Origin of the sequence: Agrobacterium sp. CCNWLW155, assembly GCF_036888815.1 — a bacterium.
Classification (GTDB): domain Bacteria; phylum Pseudomonadota; class Alphaproteobacteria; order Rhizobiales; family Rhizobiaceae; genus Agrobacterium; species Agrobacterium radiobacter.
This window is the reverse complement of the sequence record NZ_JBAKFW010000002.1, coordinates 665,894-684,139: the sequence shown is the minus strand read 5'-3', so window position 1 is coordinate 684,139 and position 18,246 is coordinate 665,894. Positions and strand designations below refer to the sequence as shown.

19 protein-coding genes are annotated in these 18,246 nt (G+C 60.3%); 6 read left to right on the top strand and 13 right to left on the bottom strand.

From position 1 onward, the window contains the following. The first annotated feature begins 12 nt into the window (after positions 1–12). Positions 13–1,008 (top strand): transporter, encoded by a 996-nt coding sequence (locus V6S97_RS11845; RefSeq protein ID WP_035212536.1) that lies wholly within the window; start codon positions 13–15, stop codon positions 1,006–1,008. A gap of 58 nt (positions 1,009–1,066) precedes the next feature. Here V6S97_RS11845 and V6S97_RS11840 read toward each other — a convergent pair whose 3' ends face one another. The 4 genes from V6S97_RS11840 to V6S97_RS11825 all read right to left on the bottom strand — a co-directional run bounded on the left by V6S97_RS11840 (position 1,067) and on the right by V6S97_RS11825 (position 4,796). Continuing rightward, on the bottom strand, positions 1,067–1,585 hold the full coding sequence (locus tag V6S97_RS11840; RefSeq protein ID WP_003503093.1) for a BA14K family protein: 519 nt from the start codon (positions 1,583–1,585) through the stop codon (positions 1,067–1,069). 225 nt (positions 1,586–1,810) lie between these two features. Continuing rightward, entirely contained in the window at positions 1,811–2,278 is a 468-nt protein-coding gene (locus V6S97_RS11835) for a BA14K family protein (RefSeq protein ID WP_003503095.1), read from the bottom strand. 183 nt (positions 2,279–2,461) lie between these two features. Continuing rightward, positions 2,462–3,544: a hybrid-cluster NAD(P)-dependent oxidoreductase gene (locus tag V6S97_RS11830; protein ID WP_035212538.1), complete on the bottom strand. Its 1,083-nt coding sequence runs from the start codon at positions 3,542–3,544 to the stop codon at positions 2,462–2,464. Between the two features lie 7 nt (positions 3,545–3,551). Further along, positions 3,552–4,796: an aromatic ring-hydroxylating oxygenase subunit alpha gene (locus V6S97_RS11825; protein WP_334426940.1), complete on the bottom strand. Its 1,245-nt coding sequence runs from the start codon at positions 4,794–4,796 to the stop codon at positions 3,552–3,554. 332 nt (positions 4,797–5,128) lie between these two features. Between V6S97_RS11825 and V6S97_RS11820 the strand changes: the two genes are divergently transcribed. From V6S97_RS11820 to V6S97_RS11810, 3 genes are all read left to right on the top strand, one after another. Then, entirely contained in the window at positions 5,129–5,737 is a 609-nt protein-coding gene (locus V6S97_RS11820) for a DUF6656 family protein (protein ID WP_087743453.1), read from the top strand. A gap of 144 nt (positions 5,738–5,881) precedes the next feature. Continuing rightward, positions 5,882–6,859 carry an L-threonylcarbamoyladenylate synthase gene (locus V6S97_RS11815; protein WP_087744271.1) on the top strand — a complete coding sequence of 326 codons (978 nt, stop codon included), beginning with the start codon at positions 5,882–5,884 and terminating at the stop codon, positions 6,857–6,859. 50 nt (positions 6,860–6,909) lie between these two features. Next, positions 6,910–8,343: an FAD-binding oxidoreductase gene (locus tag V6S97_RS11810; protein ID WP_334426851.1), complete on the top strand. Its 1,434-nt coding sequence runs from the start codon at positions 6,910–6,912 to the stop codon at positions 8,341–8,343. A gap of 10 nt (positions 8,344–8,353) precedes the next feature. On the opposite strand, the gene V6S97_RS11805 is transcribed toward V6S97_RS11810, so the two are convergent. Further along, on the bottom strand, positions 8,354–8,872 hold the full coding sequence (locus V6S97_RS11805) for a glycosyl transferase (RefSeq protein ID WP_003503106.1): 519 nt from the start codon (positions 8,870–8,872) through the stop codon (positions 8,354–8,356). Positions 8,873–9,159: 287 nt separating this feature from the next. Between V6S97_RS11805 and V6S97_RS11800 the strand changes: the two genes are divergently transcribed. Together V6S97_RS11800 and V6S97_RS11795 are read left to right on the top strand one after the other, a co-directional pair. Beyond that, on the top strand, positions 9,160–10,317 hold the full coding sequence (locus V6S97_RS11800) for a PA0069 family radical SAM protein (protein WP_003503108.1): 1,158 nt from the start codon (positions 9,160–9,162) through the stop codon (positions 10,315–10,317). 449 nt (positions 10,318–10,766) lie between these two features. Next, positions 10,767–11,420 (top strand): ribonuclease HII, encoded by a 654-nt coding sequence (locus tag V6S97_RS11795; protein WP_080570173.1) that lies wholly within the window; start codon positions 10,767–10,769, stop codon positions 11,418–11,420. A gap of 56 nt (positions 11,421–11,476) precedes the next feature. Here V6S97_RS11795 and chrA read toward each other — a convergent pair whose 3' ends face one another. The 8 genes from chrA to V6S97_RS11755 form a co-directional block, all read right to left on the bottom strand. Next, positions 11,477–12,874: a chromate efflux transporter gene (chrA, locus tag V6S97_RS11790; protein ID WP_128286730.1), complete on the bottom strand. Its 1,398-nt coding sequence runs from the start codon at positions 12,872–12,874 to the stop codon at positions 11,477–11,479. 6 nt (positions 12,875–12,880) lie between these two features. Continuing rightward, entirely contained in the window at positions 12,881–13,693 is an 813-nt protein-coding gene (locus V6S97_RS11785; RefSeq protein ID WP_020010563.1) for a chromate resistance protein ChrB domain-containing protein, read from the bottom strand. 392 nt (positions 13,694–14,085) lie between these two features. Continuing rightward, complete coding sequence (locus V6S97_RS11780; RefSeq protein ID WP_020010562.1) at positions 14,086–14,571, bottom strand: F0F1 ATP synthase subunit B; 486 nt, start codon at positions 14,569–14,571, stop codon at positions 14,086–14,088. Position 14,572: 1 nt separating this feature from the next. Further along, a complete protein-coding gene (locus V6S97_RS11775) occupies positions 14,573–15,214 on the bottom strand; it encodes a F0F1 ATP synthase subunit B (RefSeq protein ID WP_003503119.1) in 642 nt (213 codons plus the stop codon). 80 nt (positions 15,215–15,294) lie between these two features. Next, positions 15,295–15,522, bottom strand: a complete 228-nt coding sequence (locus V6S97_RS11770; RefSeq protein WP_003494147.1) for a F0F1 ATP synthase subunit C — start codon at positions 15,520–15,522, stop codon at positions 15,295–15,297. Between the two features lie 72 nt (positions 15,523–15,594). After that, complete coding sequence (locus V6S97_RS11765; protein ID WP_003503121.1) at positions 15,595–16,344, bottom strand: F0F1 ATP synthase subunit A; 750 nt, start codon at positions 16,342–16,344, stop codon at positions 15,595–15,597. Between the two features lie 60 nt (positions 16,345–16,404). Next, entirely contained in the window at positions 16,405–16,770 is a 366-nt protein-coding gene (locus V6S97_RS11760) for an AtpZ/AtpI family protein (protein WP_003503122.1), read from the bottom strand. 270 nt (positions 16,771–17,040) lie between these two features. Beyond that, positions 17,041–18,204: a cell wall hydrolase gene (locus V6S97_RS11755; RefSeq protein WP_060726062.1), complete on the bottom strand. Its 1,164-nt coding sequence runs from the start codon at positions 18,202–18,204 to the stop codon at positions 17,041–17,043. Positions 18,205–18,246: the final 42 nt, after the last annotated feature.

The following is an 18,246-nucleotide window of genomic DNA, read 5'->3' as shown; positions in this document are numbered from 1 at the left end:
AGGACTGCCACGATGGATCTCATAACGCCAGTTATTCCAGGCCTTGTCTGGGCCTATCAATTCCACCCCGGCACAGCCCCGTGCCGCCGGCTTGCACCCGATGCTGGCTTTCACGAAATGGCCGAGTGCGAAGGCTTCTTCTGGCTGCATCTCAATCTTGCCGATCAGCGCGTGGCGGGTTTTCTCGAGACCATCGACGGTCTCGATCCGGCAGCGCGCGCAAGCCTCACCACCCATGAGACACATCCGTCCATCGTGGTCGATGAAAAATCGCTCTATGGCACGCTGGTCGATTTCCAGCGGGAATTCGACAAGGAAACGCGCGATTTCGGCTGGTTGCATTTTGCGGTAAGCGACCGCTTCATCATCACCACCCGCCTGCAGCCGCTGCATTCGGTGGACCGGCTGAAGGCGGCGGTCGACAAGAATTCCAACCGCTATCTCACACCGTCACATGTGTTCGAAGGCCTCGTCGCCGAATTCCAGCGCTCGCTCATCAATCTGGTGATGGAGACGACGGAGGAACTGAACGCCATCGAGGATCTGGTCTATGACAGCGAGACACGCGACGAACGGCGGCGGCTCGCCCCGCTGCGCCGCACGGTGGTTCGCCTGCACCGGCATCTGCGCACCGTGCTGACGCTGATGCGGCGGGCTTCGGCCGCCGATGATGACGAAATGCCTGACGGTTTCGAGGATGTCGCCTCACGCCTGATGGGCCGCCTTGAGGCTGTCGATCATGACGTCTATGCCCTGCAGGAGCGTGCAAGGCTGCTGCACGAAGAAATCGATTCCAAACTCTCGTCCGAAACCAACCGGCACCTTTATATCCTGTCGCTGATGACGGCATTCCTGCTGCCGCCATCGCTGGTGACCGGTTTCTTCGGCATGAATACGGATGAACTGCCGTTTACCGTCGGCACCGGCGGCACGCTGTCGGCCAGCATCTTCATCGTGATTTCGGTTGCACTCGCCTGGTTCGTGCTGAAGCGCGCACGAATCCTGTAACGTAAAAAGCCGCCCGGTCGTAACCGGACGGCTCTGTCAATTTCAGCCTGACATTCTATCAGCTGTAAGGCGAATAGCAGGGCTGACGCGGGCCATGGTAAGGCTGGAACGTGTTGCTATAGGCATCGTAGGAACGATAGCGGCCATAGCACCAGTTCACATGCGCCTGGCTCATACCGCCACGGCGGACCGGACGATATTCGCGATAGACCGGACGCGGACGATATTCGGGAACCGGACGGTAGACTTCACGCGGCTGCGACAGCGCGCCGCCGATGATCGCACCCGTCGCAAAGGCTGCGAGCGGGAACCAGTAACCGTCATGATGACGATAACCCGGGCGGTAATCACGATAGCCGCGATGGCCGCCATACCAGCCTCGACGTCCGCCATCCCAGTCGCGACGGTCGCGCCAGTACTGCACATTCACGATATTCTTGCTGGCGTCGTTGCCCACCGTCTCGACACTCTTCGGCGCCATTGGTAGTGGCATCGCTGCTTCTGCCGGAACAATCGCTCCTGCTACCACGATCGCAGAAAGACCGACAGCCAAGATATTCTTCATATAGTCTCTCATCTGACTTCCTCCATTCACGACGGTCGACAGGCCGTTGGACGTGAATAATAACACCTTTTTCTTCTTACTCAGCCAGTTTGTCGGTTCTGGCCGGAACATTACCGGTTGCAGGCTAGGCGTTTTCGCCTGAACCCAGCATTAACGATCCATTCACGCTTCGGTTACCCGGCCCGGCCGCCTGAAAGCAAAAGCCCGGATCAAAATCCGGGCTTTCGAAAACCACTATCAGCGGCTGTAAGGCGATACGCATATGCGGCGCGGACCGCTATTTGGCTGGTAGCTGTTGTCGTAAGCGCGATACGAGCGCCAGCGGTTCTGGCACCATTCGACATGGCTGCCGCCATAGGCCGGGCGCGGCTGCGACATGGCGCCGCCGATGATCGCGCCTGCGGCAAAGGCTGCAAGCGGGAACCAGTAACCGTTGTGATAACGGTAGCCCGGACGGCGATCGCGATAACCGCGGTGACCATTGTAATATCCATCACGCGGCGGGCGCGGGCGATACATGCGGTCGCCGTACCTGCGGTCGCCTCTGCGGTCCCATTCGCGGTACTGCACCGGCACAACATTATTGTCGGCCGTGATCGCCGGCTTCGGCATCGGCACGGGCGCCTGGAACGCCTGCGATGGCGTAAAGCTGGTGAGGAACACGACTATCGCCGTGGCGACACTCGTTGTCCGGAAATTCATCATGATCTTCCTCCGTTTGCTTAGACGCGTTGAACCGCGCCTTTTCACACAGTCGCTCTTGTCGGAGATATGGGACAGCCCCCTTTATGCCCGAAAAGAATTCGATGACGTGCAAACGAGTTTAGAGAAATTTGGTTCCAGACAACTATCCGGTGAAAGACGAATGAGATGAAACGCCTGCTCGTGTCAGGCTTCCACCTTCACGTCAGTCAGAGGCCGCGAGCAGCAGGCAAGAATATAGCCTTCCTCGATTTCCTCATCGAGAATGCCGCCATTGTGGTTCATCTCCACCTCACCCGAAAGCTTCAGCACCCGGCAGGTGCCGCAGATGCCGGATTCGCAGGCAGCGCCGATACGGACGCCGGCGGCACGCGCCGTCATCAGAACCGTCTGGCCGGGCTGGCAGGGCATTTCCTTGCCGGAAAGGGTGAAACCCACCATCGACAGTGCCTCGCCATCCGCACCGGTGAGGACGTTTTCACCAACGGTGACCGGGGCAGCCGGCGCGAAGCTTTCCTGATGGTAGCGACTCATATCGAAGCCGGATGCGTCGAGCATCGAGCGGACGGCGGCCATGAACGGCTCCGGCCCGCAACAGAAGACGGTGCGCTCCATGAAATCTGGCGCCAGAAGCGCGATCTTGGCCTTGTCGACCATGCCTTTCAGGCCAGACCACAGGTCGGTGCGACCGCATTTCTCGACAATGAAGCCGAGCGACAGGTTCGGCATGAAACGGGCGAGATATTCCAGTTCGTGACGGAAGACGATATCGCCGGGTGTGCGCGAACAATTGACGAAGGCAATGTCGCTCTGCGGCGCGCGGTCACTCATGTCGCGCACCATCGACATCATCGGCGTGACGCCGGAGCCTGCCGAAATGAAGAGATATTTGTCGCCGGGATGCTTGACGTAGGAAAAGTCGCCGAGCGGCCCCAGCGCCCGGATTTTCATGCCGGGCTTCAGATTGTCGAACATCCAGCGCGTGCCGATGCTGTTGGCCTGCGCTTTGACCGTGACCGACAGCGCGTAGGGTCGCGACGGGCTGGAGGACAAGGTGTAGGTGCGGTAGAGCGGCTCCGCACCCACGGGCAATTCCAGCGTGACGAACTGGCCCGGCAGATAACGGAACCAGTTCTGGTCCTCGGAGCGGAACAGAAACGTCATGACATCCGATGTCTCGGGCGTCACTGAAATGCATTCCAGCAGCTGGAGCTTGTCGCTCCACGGCTTCATCTCGTCTATGTGCTTGTAGGTCACAACCATATTCATCTTCGCATCACGCTACAGCAGAGAGCCGGGCCTTATCGCCGGAGAGCCGGTCGACCATGAAATCGGAATACCAGTTGACGAACTGCATCACGCCGCCCTCGTCCTCCATGGAATAGGGGCCGGGCTCATAGGCGGGCGAGCGAATGCCGAAGGCATTTTCCTCGACGATGCGGCGGTCCTGGTCGTTGGTTTCGTTCCAGACATGGGTGAGATCTTCGAGATCGTAATCCACACCTTCGACCGCATCCTTGTGCACCAGCCATTTGGTGGTGACCATGGTTTCCGTGGCGCTGAGCGGCAGCACGCGGAAGGAAATGGTGTGGTCGCCGAGGAAATGATTCCAGGTCGTCGGGTAATGGAACAGGAGCAGCGCGCCGATATGGCTGATGCTGACATCCTCCGAAAGCGGCCGGCGCACGGCGCGCTTGCCAGACATGGTGTAGCTTTCCGCTTCACCGATCAGCGGCATGCGGGCGACGCGGAACTGGCCCTTCGGGTCGATCTTGAAGCGGCTCGGCAGGCCGGCGGCCTCGCAGCGCGCCCAGTGGCCGCCGATTTCGGGGTCGCTGGCACCGCCATCCGTTCCCGTCACGCTCGGGTTTTCGGGATAGGTGCGGCAGAGTTCCGGGTGGTTGGCGGCGCAATGGTAGCACTCGCGGTTGTTTTCCCAGACGAGCTTCCAATTGCCCCTTTCGATGATCGTGCTTTCATGCGCGACCTTCGCTTCCCAGATGCGGTGCGGAGCCATATAGCTCTCGACTTCCTTGCGCATGGGCTCGAAATCCGCCGGCTGATCGGCAAGGCAGATGAAGACGTAACCGGCGACGGTTTCGCAGGCGACAGGCTTCAGGCCGAAATCGCCCTTGTCGAACTCTTCACCCATGTGACGTGCGAAGAGCAGCTTGCCGTCGAGATCGTAGGTCCACTGGTGGTAAGGACAGACAAGGCGCGCCGACTGGCCCTTCTGCGTGGTGCAGACGCGGGAGCCGCGGTGGCGACAGGAATTGTGGAAGGCGCGGATCTGCCCATCGCGACCGCGAACGATGACGACGGAATAGGCGCCGACCTGAACGGTGAAATAGCTGCCGGACTTCTGCACTTCGCAATCATGGCCGACAAACAGCCAGTCGCGATACCAGATCGTTTCCATATCCAGCTTGAAATAATCCGGGTCCGTGTAGAAGGGCTGTTCCAGGCTGAAGCCTTCGCGGCGGTTTTTCAGCTGGCGCAATACGGTATCACGCAATTCCATGGCCAAATCCTCGATCAAACCGCCCTGCCCGACACCATTTGCGGGGTTGCGGAAGCATGTACTCATCTAAACACCGGCGGTCATTTGCGGCAGCACAAACAGCGACATCGGCTTCCGCATTGGCGACAAATTGCGACATGCGCAATTCGCCGTCGCAGCCCATTCCGCTGGGAAATCCGACCGCTATTCAATGTCGGAAATCACGTCGCAATATGACGCATGATGTCGCGCGCTTTACTCCCCACCCGTTAAAAAACGGGAGGCGCGACGCAACGGAGTATTAACGCGCCCTAAACTATCTTGCCGGATCGACAGCAACGAGGGCGCTTCCGGTGGAGAAGGCGACACGCATACGCTATTTCGATGCGAGCAGGCATTCGGTCACACCGATAAGATCGAAGACCGCGCATTCGGATTTCCTGCGGACAGGGCGCATCAGCCGTTATGAAGAGCGCTGGTTGCCGAGGGAACGCGTCTATTACAGTCATGATGAAGTGGCTGCGCTGACCGGGCGAAAGCTGGAAGCCGCCGCCGATGCCACCCACAACCGTCTCAACGCCTTTCACCAGTCCATCCGTTTCCCGAAGATGGTTTTTCACCATCTGCTCAATGACCGGCCGCATCTCGGCTATTGTCACGTCACGGCGGCGAAAACGAGCTTCGATGCCGAGCGCCATGTGCTCTGGTCGTTCTATTTCGCGAATTTCTTCGCCGAGCTGAGCGGGGCCGGGAACTTCTTCGAAAATATCGATGCGCGCTATTCACGGATGTATTTCGCCGTCGCCATCAACGCGCTTCCGGATCAGGAAATCGCCGTCGACACCTCCATCCATCGCGGCGGTCTGCTGTTCCAGACCCATGATCCGCGCGTGGCGCTGAAAAACGTGCTCATGCTCGGCGCGCGGTCCGAGGAGATGCGCAAGATCATCAAGGCGATATAAAAGCGATAGAGCGCCCCGGCGCTTTATCTTTATTTGTTTTATGCATGTCGTTATCCCGAAACCGCGGACCACTTTCGGGCGACATGCATTAGCGCTTCCCACTCCGCCCTGAAATACGCTATTGACCGCCTGAAAGGCAGCATCATGGCGCGTCATATCAATATAGACAACGAGCGGGAAACAGCCCTGCAGGCAGCAGCAACCGAGCTTGCCGCCGGCCAGCCCATCGCCCTGCCGACGGAAACGGTCTACGGCCTTGCCGCCGACGCCACCAACCCGGCGGCGATTACCCGCATTTACGAGACGAAGGGCCGGCCGCAGTTCAACCCCTTGATCTGCCACATGGCCGATATCGCCATGGCCGAACGTTACGCCGTCTTCGATCCCATATCGCTGAAGCTCGCAGAGGCCTTCTGGCCCGGCCCGCTGACACTGGTGCTGCCACTCAAACCGGCAAGCGACATTCATTCGCTGGCGACAGCCGGGCTCGATACCGTCGGCATTCGTGTGCCCCAGGGTTTTGCCGGTGATCTGATCCGCCGCTTCGGCAGGCCGCTCGCCGCCCCCAGCGCCAATAGTTCCGGCAAGATCAGCCCGACAAGTGCCGCCCATGTGGAGGCGGATCTCGGCCAAAAGATCAATCTCATTCTCGATGGCGGGGCCGCGTCCGTCGGTGTGGAATCCACCATCGTCAAGGTGGAAGAGGACGGCCGGGTGCGGCTGCTTCGTCCCGGCGGCATCGTCACCGAGGACATAGAACGTGTTGCGGGCAAAAGCCTCGAACGTCCGAAAAAAGCTTCCGCCGCCATTGAGGCGCCGGGAATGCTGGCCTCGCATTATGCACCGGGTGCTGCCGTGCGTCTCGGCGCCACAACGGTTCTGCCGGGCGAAGCGCTGATCCGCTTCGGCGGCATCGCCATATCAGGCGAAGAGGCCGCGCGCACCGTTCTCGACCTTAGCCCCATCGGCGATCTTGCCGAGGCCGCCGCCAATCTGTTCGATTATCTGAAAGCCGCCGATGCGAGCGGTGCGGACACCATCGCCATCACCGCCATTCCCACCCATGGCCTCGGAGAGGCGATCAACGACCGCCTTTCCCGCGCCGCCGCGCCGCGAGGCTGACGGCACCCCACCCTTTCGCCCATGTTTCAAAAGACAGCGAGACGCCGCCCATGACGACCACCGCCATCCCCTCCTCCGACATCCTTGACCGCTTTGCCGCCATTGTCGGCGAAAAGAACGCGGTGCGCGACCCGGCGGAAATGGCGCCGCGGCTGGTGGAAAATCGCGGCCTTTATCGCGGCGCCTCGCCGTTGCTGCTCAAGCCCGGTTCGGTCGAAGAGGTCTCGGCCATTCTGCAGCTCGCCAGCGAGACCGGCACTGCCATCGTGCCGCAGACCGGCAATACCGGCCTTGTGGGCGGCCAGACGCCGCGTGCCGATGGCACCGACATCATCCTGTCGCTGGAACGCATGAACCGCATCCGCGATATCGATCCGGTCGCCAATATCATCGTCGCCGATGCCGGCTGCATTCTCGACGACATCCACAAGGCCGCCGACACGGTGGAGCGCATGTTCCCGCTGTCGCTCGGCTCTCAAGGGTCCTGCCGCATCGGCGGCAATCTCGCCACCAATGCCGGCGGCACGGCGGTTCTGGCCTATGGCAATATGCGCCAGCTGTGCCTCGGGCTCGAAGTGGTGCTGCCGACAGGCGAAATCTGGAACGGGCTGCGCCGGCTGAAGAAGGACAACACCGGTTACGATCTGCGTGATCTCTTCATCGGCTCGGAAGGCACGCTTGGCGTCATCACCGGCGCGGTGCTGAAGCTCTTCCCGAAGCCGCTCGGCCATCAGGTGGCCTTTGCGGGACTGACCTCCACCGACGATGCGCTGAAGCTGTTTGAAATGGCCTCCAACCTCTGCGGCACGGCGCTGACCGGCTTCGAACTCATGCCGCGAATCGGCGTCGAATTCACCGCCAGACATATTCCCGGCGTGCGCGATCCCCTGGAGCAACCGCACGACTGGTACGCGCTCATCGATATCTCCACCTCCGATTCGGCGGAAACGGCTGATACGATGATGCAATCGCTGCTAGAGCGCGGTTTTGAGGCCGGGCTGGTTCAGGACGCCGTGATCGCCGCATCGGAGGCGCAGCGACAGGCGCTCTGGCATATGCGCGAGAGCATGTCGGATGCGCAGAAGCCCGAAGGCGGGTCGATCAAGCACGATGTTTCCGTTCCGGTTTCAAAAATACCGGAATTCATGGCGACGGCGGAAAAGGCGGTTCTCGCCGCCATCCCGGGCGCGCGTGTCTGTGCCTTCGGCCATCTGGGTGACGGCAATATCCACTACAATATTTCCCAGCCTGTCGGTGCCGACAAGGCCGAATTCCTCGGCCGCTGGCGGGATATGAACGAGATCGTGCATGGCATCGTGCTGTCGCTCGGCGGTTCCATTTCGGCCGAACACGGCATAGGGCAATTGAAGCGCGATGAACTGGCCGCCATTCGCCCCGGCATCGAAATGGAGCTGATGCGACGCATCAAGCATGCTTTCGACCCCGCCGGCATCATGAATCCCGGCAAGGTTCTGGCCGGGTAAGACGCGCCCGTTAAGCCGAAGCCCGCAGCGCCCAGGCGGGCACTATTTCCGCATTCAGCCGGCGCGGTTTCTGCGCGCCGACAAATTGCGTCAGGCTCATGCCCGATTTCGCAATCGACACGGCATGCTTCTTTGGCAGAAGATATCCGTGTTCCAATGGCGGAATACGGCGCAGCACGCGGCTGAAGACATTGCGCCGGTGATAGCGCGAGGGCGAGAAGCGGGCCGGCTGCGCACAGATCGCCACATATTCGAGAATCTCGTCGATCCAGCCCGCCTGCGGGCGGGCGCCGGGCTCGATCAGAAGCAGCCAGCCGCCGCGCGCGGACTTCACGACATCCTCGATGTCCCATTGCCCATAAAAACGGCAACCGGCGGCATCGGCGACGCGCGACGACCCATCGCGCGAACCGTGATCAAGAATCACAACATCACTTACAAGCCCTTCCACGGCCCCGGTGACAAGCGCAGACAGCGTATGCGCCAGCTCCGGTTCGTGATCCCGGCATTCCATTATGACTGTCAACATCTGCATAGCTCTAACGCATCGCACAATAAATTGCCACTGTGCTGATCGCGGTAAAATCCGTGGCTGCTTATGCCGAACGTCACACGGCCTCCGCACGCGGTCAGGCATATCGCGGTCACGCCCCTGTCTGATGCGCGAGCTGAATCTGCAATTTTGTTCTTGTAATGTTCTCATTCCTGATGTAGGAATTTAATCATTCGGAAGGCGATAAAAAGCCTGTCCGGACGGAAACGGTTTAGGGCGTTGAGCGTGCCTCGAAAGGCGTGCGGCGTCCTGGGAGCATCCAGATGAGAAACCATACGCTTTCGGGGCAGGCTGCCTTCCAGCCGAGCCATATGCCTGACATTGCCAATGCGCTGGCCGATGCATCTGGCCTGCGCATCGAGATCGACCGCCGTCGCGGCCGTGGCGCCGGGCTCAATCCGGATGGACGTTTCGAGACCTTGCAGCACGAGGTTTTCGACGATGGCTGGCAGACGCTCGAGGACATGCCGGAGTTCCGCACCGAGGTGCAGGTGGAGAAGCCACGCAGCATCATCACCCGCAATGAATCGCCCGACATCCCGTTCGACCGCTCCATCAATCCCTATCGCGGCTGCGAACATGGCTGTATCTATTGTTTCGCAAGGCCGACACACAGCTATATGGGACTTTCGGCCGGTCTGGATTTCGAATCGAAGCTCTTCGCCAAGCCGGATGCGGCAAAGCTGCTGGAAAGGGAACTGGCGAAACCGGGCTACAAGCCAAGGGTGATCGCCATTGGCACCAATACCGACCCTTATCAGCCGATTGAGCGCGAATGGCGCATCATGCGGCAGATACTGGAAGTGCTGGCCAAAGCCGATCATCCCGTCGCCATCGTCACCAAATCGGCGCTGATCAAGCGGGATATCGACATTCTGGCGCCCATGGCCAAAAAGGGGCTCGCCAAGGTCGGCATTTCCGTGACGACGCTGGACCGCAAGCTCGCGCGCAACATGGAGCCGCGCGCTGCCACGCCGGAGAAGCGGCTGGACGCGGTGAAGGCGCTGACCGAGGCCGGCATTCCCGTAGCCGTGATGATGGCGCCCGTCATTCCGGCACTCAACGATCATGAAATCGAGCGCATTCTCGAGGCTGGCAAGGCCGCCGGCGCCACCGAAGCGTCTTATGTGCTTTTGCGCCTGCCGCTGGAGGTGAGCCCGCTGTTTCGCGACTGGCTGCTGCGCAACTATCCGGACCGTTACCGCCATGTCATGTCGCTGGTGCGCTCCATGCGTGACGGCAAGGATTATGACGCGGAATTCGGAAAACGCATGAAGGGCGCCGGCCCCTATGCCTGGCAGATCGGCAGGCGTTTCGAGATGGCGACGAAACGGCTTGGCCTCATCCGCCGTGGCATCCACCTGCGGGACGATCTCTTCGTGCCGCCGGGCGGTGCAGGCGTGCAATTGTCGCTGCTTTGAGAAGCAAACGCTGAAAGTGACTGAGGTGATGGATGCCCGAACTGAACTCGACGTTATCCTCGGGCTTGACCCGAGGATATAAACCGAGCGCGATAGTGGATCCTCGGGTCAAGCCCGAGGATGACGTCGAGCATGAAGGATAACTCGCCAACAATCGGAGGCTCTGTGAGCCTATATTAAACGAAATTCAAAACGATAGGGAGCAACCTTCTCATCTTGTTGCTCTCGACGAAATGCCCGACGGGTTTTCCCTGGCCCGCCGGACATCGCCCCCGGAGCCGCCGCCTCGCGTGCGATCGTTTTTCCTCCGCCGCCCCGTTGGAGGATCAAAGGTCATGATGACCTTCGGGGCACGGTGAGCCACGCCCCTTGACCCCGGCTCACCATGCCTGTCATCGCCCGCTTCCGGGGGCTTGCAGGAGATCGGGTGTGTGTGCCAGTTTCGCCGCATGAAACGCACGGCCACACCCGATTCTCCTGCTCTTTTTGATCTTGCCGATGCCGGCCCGGATTTTTCCTTCGAACTGGAAGCGAAAAAGAAGGGCCTCTGGCCCGTCGCCGGCACGGATGAGGCGGGCCGGGGGCCTTTGGCCGGGCCGGTGGTTGCGGCAGCCGTCATTCTCGATCCGGACAATATTCCCAAGGGGATGGACGATTCCAAGAAGCTGACTAAGCAGAAGCGGGAAAGCCTGTTCGTACAGATCATGGAAACCTCGATCGTATCCGTCGCCTCCTCCGGCCCCGGCCTGATCGACAGCATGAATATCCTGCGCGCCAGCCTGGACGCCATGCGCCGCGCCGTGCTCGGTCTCGAAATCTCCCCTGCCCTCGTTCTCGCCGACGGCCGCGACCGGCCGCCGGGTATCACCTGCGAAGCCAAGGCCGTCATCAAGGGCGATTCCCGCTCCCTCTCCATCGCCGCAGCCTCGATCATCGCCAAGGTGACGCGCGACCGGATGATGGAACGCGCCGGTGTGGTGCACACATCCTACGGCTTCGAAGGCCATGCCGGCTACGGTACGCCCGCCCACCTGCGCGCCATCGAAAGCCACGGCCCCTGCCCGTTGCACAGGATGAGCTTTCGGCCGCTGAAGCGGGACTGATCGTGAATGAAGGTCCGGCAATCACTTCCGCGATAGGCCAAAGCGGACCCCGGGTTTCAAACTATCGACCGCCAGGCAATCCCAAGCGCTGCAGACAGGGCCAGCGTGACTATCACGGACAGCTTGAGCCGGAAAATGGCGAATGCCGCGAGCAATGTCAGGGCGAGCGACGGCAGCAGGAGTGATGAGAAGACTGGAACATCCAATGCCAGCGGGCCGAGGGCCACGGGTCGGACTTCCTCAAACAGCACGTGAAGTCCAAACCAGACCGCCAGGTTGAGGATCACCCCGACGACGGCCGCAGTGATGGCCGACATCGCCCCGCCAAGCGCCGCGTTACCGCGCATCTTCTCGATGAAGGGCGCGCCAGCGAATATCCAAAGGAAACTCGGCAGGAAGGTTACCCAGGTCGTCAGGAGCGCTCCGAGAGTTGCCGCCGCCAGCGGCGACAACGCCCCCGGATCGCGATAGCCCGCGAGAAAGCCGACGAACTGCGTTACCATAATGAGAGGACCGGGCGTCGTCTCGGCCATACCGAGACCATCAAGCATTTCTCCCGGACGAAGCCATCCATAGTTTTCCACCGCAGCCTGAGCGACGTAGGCGAGCACGGCATAGGCGCCGCCGAAGGTGACGACGGCCATCTGGCTAAAGAACAGACCCATCTTCGAGAACACATTGTCCCAACCGAGCACCAGGATCAGCGTCGCGACGGGAATGAGCCAGAGCGCTGCAAGAGTGCCAGAGGTTTTGAGCGACCAGGCAAGGTTGGGCCTGGCGTGAAGGGGAATGTCCTCGCCGAGGATGGAATCCCTGTCTTCGAGTATCTTGCCCGATCCCGACTTGTGTCCGCCGTTTGCCTTGAAAGCGGGAAGCCCTGCCCGCCCCCCGAAGCAGCCGATGATTGCGGCCGCGAGGATGATCAGTGGAAAGGGCACGTGAAGGAAGAAGATCACGACGAAGGCGACGGCCGCCATGGCGACCATCACATTGTTTTTTAGCGCCCTGCTGCCGATCCGAAAGACCGCCTGAACGACAACGGCGAGGACCGCGCATTTCAGCCCGAAGAACATGCCCTCGATCGCGGTGACGTCGCCGAAGATAACGTAGATGTAACTGAGCGCCAGAATGGATAGAAATCCCGGCAAGACGAACAGCAGGCCGGCGATCATGCCGCCCCTGGTCTTGTTCAGCAGCCAGCCGATATAGATGGCAAGCTGGTGAGCCTCCGGCCCCGGCAGCAGCATGCAGTAGTTGAGGGCATGCAGGAAACGGTGTTCACCCACCCAGCGCTTCTCGTCAACGACGATGCGGTGCATCACTGCTATCTGGCCTGCTGGGCCGCCGAAGCTGAGCGCTGCCACGCGCGCCCATACCTTCACGGCTTCGGAAAGCGGAACGATGTCGTCTTCGCCCGCATCCAGGCGGACACTGGTCTTTGCAAGGTCGGTCATGGTCTCTCATACCTTCCTCGGGTTGGGCCAGTTGTGGGTCTCCTCGGTTGCATCACGGCACCATCTGTAAAACGCATCGTAGAGCGTCATGCCGGCCGCGAGTTGTTCGAGGTCGTCGTTGAACATCCGGGATAAGCCGAGTGAGGCGGCAAGCAGTCCCGGCACTTCGGGGGCGAGGTCGGGTCTGGACGTATCTGCTCCCCGGACGATTGTCGCGAGGCGGAGCATGGGTTCCGTCGCAAGGCCGAATTCCTCGACCATGACGTCGAAGGTGCAAAGCTCGCCACGGTGGCTCCAGTAAACCTCTTCAATGTCGAAGGGCGTGGCGTTGAAGCGATCGGCGACCGCTGATACTTCCGCCGCCGCTACAAACAGGAAGACCGCCGAAGGATCGACGAAGCGCCGGATCAGCCACGGGCAGGCGATGCGGTCGATTTTCGGACGCGAGCGGGTTACCCAGACCGTCCGGCCACGGCTGTCGCGGGGCGGCAGCCTATCGTCGGGGACCAGGGCCGCTTTCGACGCACGCCAGGCTTCGAAGCCGCCTTCGAGAACCTCGGCGGCACTGCCAACCGCACGAAGGTGAGCGGCAACACCGTGACCGAGCTTCTGGCCTTTCTGACAGAGGACGACCAATGGCCCGGTAAGCCCTTCGGCCCAGTCCATCACTTGGCGGTAATCGCGCCGAATCGCTCCCGGTATGAGGCGGGGATCAGCAGCAAAGTCCTCGTCAGTGCGGACGTCGATAATCGTCGGCGCGTTGGGCGTGCCGATAATGCGATTGAGCTTTTCGGGTGTGATTTCAAGAAATGACGGCATCGCGCGTCCCTCCGTTTTTTCGGGTTCAAAGGACGCGATTCTTCGGCCGTGGCCTCATGGGGCGATCGCTACCCCATAGGTAAAAATTCGCACCGGAATTGGAATATGTCAAGCAGGTGACCGGGCGTCCTATCGGACCACACCAGCAAATGGCGCTTCTGTGCCTCGCTATCGAATAAGCCTTCCCGACGATAAGTTGGTTGCGTCAGAAAATGCACAGCATGTCCGCTGTTGGTGCAAAGCGGAAGAGCAATCCGATATCCGCCATTAAGAAGACTTTGGCCAAAGCGGGTCGATCACCCACCTTTGGCGCTATAACTCCAACCGGATTTGACAACAAAAAACCCCTCGCAGCTCTCGCCGGAGGGGTTCTTATCAGTCCGAGATAAATCTCAGTTCAGCTTAGACTTCACTTCGCCAATCGTGGCGGTGAAAAGCTTGGCCTTAGTGGCAGCCGTGGTCTTTTCGGCCAGCAGCTTCTCGGAAGCGGCAATGGCAATATCGACTGCGGCGGCGCGGACGGCGCCGATGGCGTCTTCTTCGGCCTGCTTGATCTTCTGTTCCGAAAGGGCCGTGCGGCGGGCGACGAATTCTTCCGTCTTCTGCTTGGCTTCTTCGGTGAGCGCTGCGGCTTCACGCTCGGCGGCAGCAACGATGCCGGCGGCTTCAGCTTCGGCTTCCTTGCGCTTGCGCTGATATTCGGCCAGCAGGTGCTGGGCCTCTTCGCGCAGGCGCTTGGCTTCGGCCAGCTCGTCCTGAATGTTCTGCGCGCGCTCGTCCAGAGACTTGGAGAGCATGCCCGGAACCTTGAGATAGGCGATCAGGACGAAAAAGAGAACAAGACCGACGAGAGCGAAAAATGATGCATCAAACGCCATATCAGGCTCCCTTCACAGTCGAAGCGGCTGCAATGGCGGCCTTGACGTCGGTATCCTTGACCTTAGTGCCGACCAGCTGGTCAACGATCGCGGTCGCGGTTTCCTCAGCAATGGCGCCGACATCGGCGAAAGCCTGTTCCTTGATACCAGCGATGCGCTTTTCGGCGGCGGCAAGCTTTTCAGCAAGTCCGGCCTCGATGGCGGCGCGGTCGGCATCGGCCTTCGCTTTAGCGGAGTCACGTGCCGCGGCGCCGATAGAGCTTGCCTTGGCGCGGGCTGCCGCGAGTTCTTTTTCATAGGTTTCGACGGCAGCGTCGGCTTCGCTTTTCAGGCGTGCCGCTTCATCGAGATCCTGTGCGATGCGTCCATGACGGTTTTCGAGAATGCCGCCGACGCGCGGAACGATGACCTTCTGCATGAGCAGGTAGAAAAGGCCGAACGTAATCGCCAGCCAGAGAACCTGCGATGCATAAGTAGACTGGTCGAACGGCGGGAATACGCCGGAAGCACCGTGTTCAGCGCCGTGCGCCACACCGGTTTCCGTGTGCGTGGCTTCCGGTTGCGGCTGGCCGACGGCCGGAGTTTCCGTATGCGTTTCACCTACGGTCGGTGCTGACTGGGCATAAGCCTCGGTCACGAACATGCTCACCTCCAGGGGGACTGCAAATGCGAAGGATCACGGCACGCTATGTTGCGGGCCGTGATCCAGACCTGACGCTGATATTAAACAGCGAACAGGAGAAGGAGAGCAACGAGCAGCGAGAAGATGCCCAGAGCTTCCGTAACGGCAAAGCCGAATACCAGACGGCCGAACTGGCTGTCGGCAGCAGAGGGGTTGCGCAGTGCGCCGGACAGGTAATCACCGAAGATACGGCCGAGTGCGAGGGACGTACCAGCCATGCCGAGGCATGCGAGACCTGCGCCGATGTACTTTGCTGCTTCCGCTTCCATGTGAGACTCCTTGAGATATTGGTTGTTGCGGCTGTTTTTGACGCCCGTTGCCGGGGCCAGCGACTTTACTTCTCAGTGACCACCATGCACGGCGTCGTTCAGGTACATGCAAGTCAGTACCGCGAAGACATAAGCCTGCAGGAAGGCAACGAGAAATTCGAGAGCGGTCATGGCGACCGTCATGATGAGAGGCAGAACTGCGCCACCGATGCCGAGCGCGCCGAGCGCACCCATGGAGGCGACGAAGCCTGCGAAAACCTTGAGCGTGATGTGGCCGGCCAGCATGTTCGCGAAAAGACGAACGGAAAGGCTGATCGGGCGCGACAGGAACGAAATCATTTCAATTGACGCGACAAGCGGCAAAAGCGCCTTCGGCACGCCCGAGGGGGCGAAAATGCCGAAGAAGTGCAGGCCGTGCTTGTAGAAACCGTAAACGATGACCGTGCCGATGACGAGGCAGGCAAGCGCGAAGGTGACGATGATCTGGCTGGTGACCGTGAAGAAATACGGGAACATGCCAAGCAGGTTTGCCGTCAGTACGAACATGAACAGCGAGAACACGAATGGGAAGAACACCATGCCCTTCTTGCCGGCGCCCTCGCGCAGCATGGAGGCGATGAACTCGTAGGACATTTCAGCAACGGACTGCATGCGGGTCGGGATCAGACCGCGGTTCGACGTTGCGAAATAAAGGAAACCGGAAGCGGCAGCCACGGTCGCGACCATGAAAAGCGACGCATTGGTGAAGGAAAAATCGACGCCGCCAATTTCGATCGGAATGATCGGCTGCACCAAGAACTGATGGGTCGGATCGTTTGCCACCGGCTGCCCTCTTTACCTGTCGCCGCCTGTCGCGGCATCTCAACTGCAAGAAAAAACAGCTTAAACGCCGTCTTTTCCACCCTCGTCCTGTCTGTCCGCCTTTTCCAGCAGCGGCGGCTTGGCCACCGCGCCAGTCGAGCGCAACACATTCAATACGCCTGCGCAGAAACCGAGAAGAAGAAGAACGATCATCCCCCACGGCGTCGTGCCGACAAAATAGTCCAGAAGATAACCCAGCATAGCGCCGACCACGATGGCCGAAATGAACTCCGATGAGAGCTTAACCGCCATCGCAAAACCTTTCCGGTTTTCCGCAGCGTTGGTCTCCGCCCTCACTTCCGCCTCATCCTCCGCCTTCACCTTTGCCAGCTCTTCGGCAAGGCGCTTGCGGCGCTCGTCCAGACTATCGTCACGGTTGCCAGTCATCTTAAAATCCCACCCATTTTCTCCGTTCCAGCCATGCCAGAACCCTTTGGAGTTGTAAACGGTGACGGATTAAGCCTGTTCCAGCCCGCTCTGAAGTCGCGCGCAACATAGTTTTAGGGGCTTCTCTAGTCAAGGCACTGCGAGCGGTTGTTTTGGCACAAATTAATCATGCAAAAACAACAGCTTGACATCAAATCGCGGTTTAGCGGCGATGTTTCCCCAGGGAATCGGCATTTTTGACACGCAAAATGCGACAAATCGGCGGTGGTATCAGCTCCAGCCGCCACCATAGGTACGGTAAAAGACGTGCAGGCCGATCCTGCCGACCTTCTTCATGGACTTGCCCCAGGCGGGACGCACATAAACGGCGTGATAATGGGTAGCGGAGCCCACTTCGTTCAACCAGATTTTGCCGGCGGTGGTGGCCATGGCCACTTCACGCGCCATCTTCCAGTGGCGTTCGGAGTTCACCCGGTCCTTGATATTGTCGCAGGCGAAAGAAAACTGGCAGCGGTTGCGCCAGTCCTTGTTCTGATAAACGACGCCGCAGATGGTTTTCGGATAAGCGGGGTTGCGCACGCGGTTGAGGATGACCTGTGCCACGGCCGCCTGTCCCTTCACCGATTCTCCGCGCGCCTCGAAATAGATGCCTGAAGCCAGGCATTGCTGTTCGGCTGCGGAAAACACGGCGGCCGGCAGCGGGGTGGCTGCCCAGGCGTGATCGTCCTGGCTGATCTGCGGCACGAAACGACCGGCCTCGGGCTTTTTGAGAATGGCGTCGAAGGGCGACTCGCGGGCGAAATCCGGCTCGGCCGGCGCGTAAGCCGTGGCGAGAATATCCGGCGTCCTGTTGGTGATGAGTTCGGCCAGCATCGGCGAGACGCTTTTGTCCGCCTTCTTTTCCTCACGACGGAAATAGAAGGAGGCGAGTTCCACGTCCTTGCCGCGCTTCGGCTTGACGAAAGCAGTGCGGTCCTTGCGCTTCAGCGGCTCGATATCCAGCATGCTGGTGCGCTGCAGGACGGAACCGGCGGTGAAGGCCTTGGGCGGCTGCATGATTTCGGTTGCGACGATGCGGCCCTTCTTGGCGGCGCGGTTGACGCGCTCGCTGTCCGGCGTCGTTGCCTCGCCCTTCTTGTTTGTGACAAAGGCGACCTTGCTGCCATTGGGCAGGGTCATGCCGCCGCCATGCAATGCGGCCTCCCCTGCGGCATCATCGAAAGTCAGCGAGGCATTATGAACGGAGCCTGCCGGAGATGCCGTCAGCACCATGCGCCATTGCTCCCCGCCCTTGTCCAGCCCGGCCAGAAGCGAGGCCAGATCGGCACGCGCAGCGAGGGATGGAAAAACGAGCCAGGCGGCAAGGCCGAAGACGACGGGCGAGGTCCATTTTGACACCCACCCCTGAAGGGACACGGGGGACCGACGACGCATTACTCTTTTCGAACGCAAAACCAGCACTCCGAACACCGACAA

What these genes read in the sequence shown, in the direction of transcription:
- V6S97_RS11825 (WP_334426940.1), bottom strand. Translation starts at nt 4,796, where the DNA reads ATGGAATTGCGTGATACCGTATTGCGCCAGCTGAAAAACCGCCGCGAA.
- V6S97_RS11815 (WP_087744271.1), top strand. Translation starts at nt 5,882, where the DNA reads ATGGCGCGTCATATCAATATAGACAACGAGCGGGAAACAGCCCTGCAG.
- V6S97_RS11840 (WP_003503093.1), bottom strand. Translation starts at nt 1,585, where the DNA reads ATGAGAGACTATATGAAGAATATCTTGGCTGTCGGTCTTTCTGCGATC.
- chrA (WP_128286730.1), bottom strand. Translation starts at nt 12,874, where the DNA reads ATGACCGACCTTGCAAAGACCAGTGTCCGCCTGGATGCGGGCGAAGAC.
- V6S97_RS11760 (WP_003503122.1), bottom strand. Translation starts at nt 16,770, where the DNA reads ATGACTGGCAACCGTGACGATAGTCTGGACGAGCGCCGCAAGCGCCTT.
- V6S97_RS11775 (WP_003503119.1), bottom strand. Translation starts at nt 15,214, where the DNA reads ATGTTCGTGACCGAGGCTTATGCCCAGTCAGCACCGACCGTAGGTGAA.
- V6S97_RS11830 (WP_035212538.1), bottom strand. Translation starts at nt 3,544, where the DNA reads ATGAATATGGTTGTGACCTACAAGCACATAGACGAGATGAAGCCGTGG.
- V6S97_RS11835 (WP_003503095.1), bottom strand. Translation starts at nt 2,278, where the DNA reads ATGATGAATTTCCGGACAACGAGTGTCGCCACGGCGATAGTCGTGTTC.
- V6S97_RS11800 (WP_003503108.1), top strand. Translation starts at nt 9,160, where the DNA reads ATGAGAAACCATACGCTTTCGGGGCAGGCTGCCTTCCAGCCGAGCCAT.
- V6S97_RS11755 (WP_060726062.1), bottom strand. Translation starts at nt 18,204, where the DNA reads ATGCGTCGTCGGTCCCCCGTGTCCCTTCAGGGGTGGGTGTCAAAATGG.
- V6S97_RS11805 (WP_003503106.1), bottom strand. Translation starts at nt 8,872, where the DNA reads ATGTTGACAGTCATAATGGAATGCCGGGATCACGAACCGGAGCTGGCG.
- V6S97_RS11810 (WP_334426851.1), top strand. Translation starts at nt 6,910, where the DNA reads ATGACGACCACCGCCATCCCCTCCTCCGACATCCTTGACCGCTTTGCC.
- V6S97_RS11785 (WP_020010563.1), bottom strand. Translation starts at nt 13,693, where the DNA reads ATGCCGTCATTTCTTGAAATCACACCCGAAAAGCTCAATCGCATTATC.
- V6S97_RS11845 (WP_035212536.1), top strand. Translation starts at nt 13, where the DNA reads ATGGATCTCATAACGCCAGTTATTCCAGGCCTTGTCTGGGCCTATCAA.
- V6S97_RS11770 (WP_003494147.1), bottom strand. Translation starts at nt 15,522, where the DNA reads ATGGAAGCGGAAGCAGCAAAGTACATCGGCGCAGGTCTCGCATGCCTC.
- V6S97_RS11780 (WP_020010562.1), bottom strand. Translation starts at nt 14,571, where the DNA reads ATGGCGTTTGATGCATCATTTTTCGCTCTCGTCGGTCTTGTTCTCTTT.
- V6S97_RS11795 (WP_080570173.1), top strand. Translation starts at nt 10,767, where the DNA reads ATGAAACGCACGGCCACACCCGATTCTCCTGCTCTTTTTGATCTTGCC.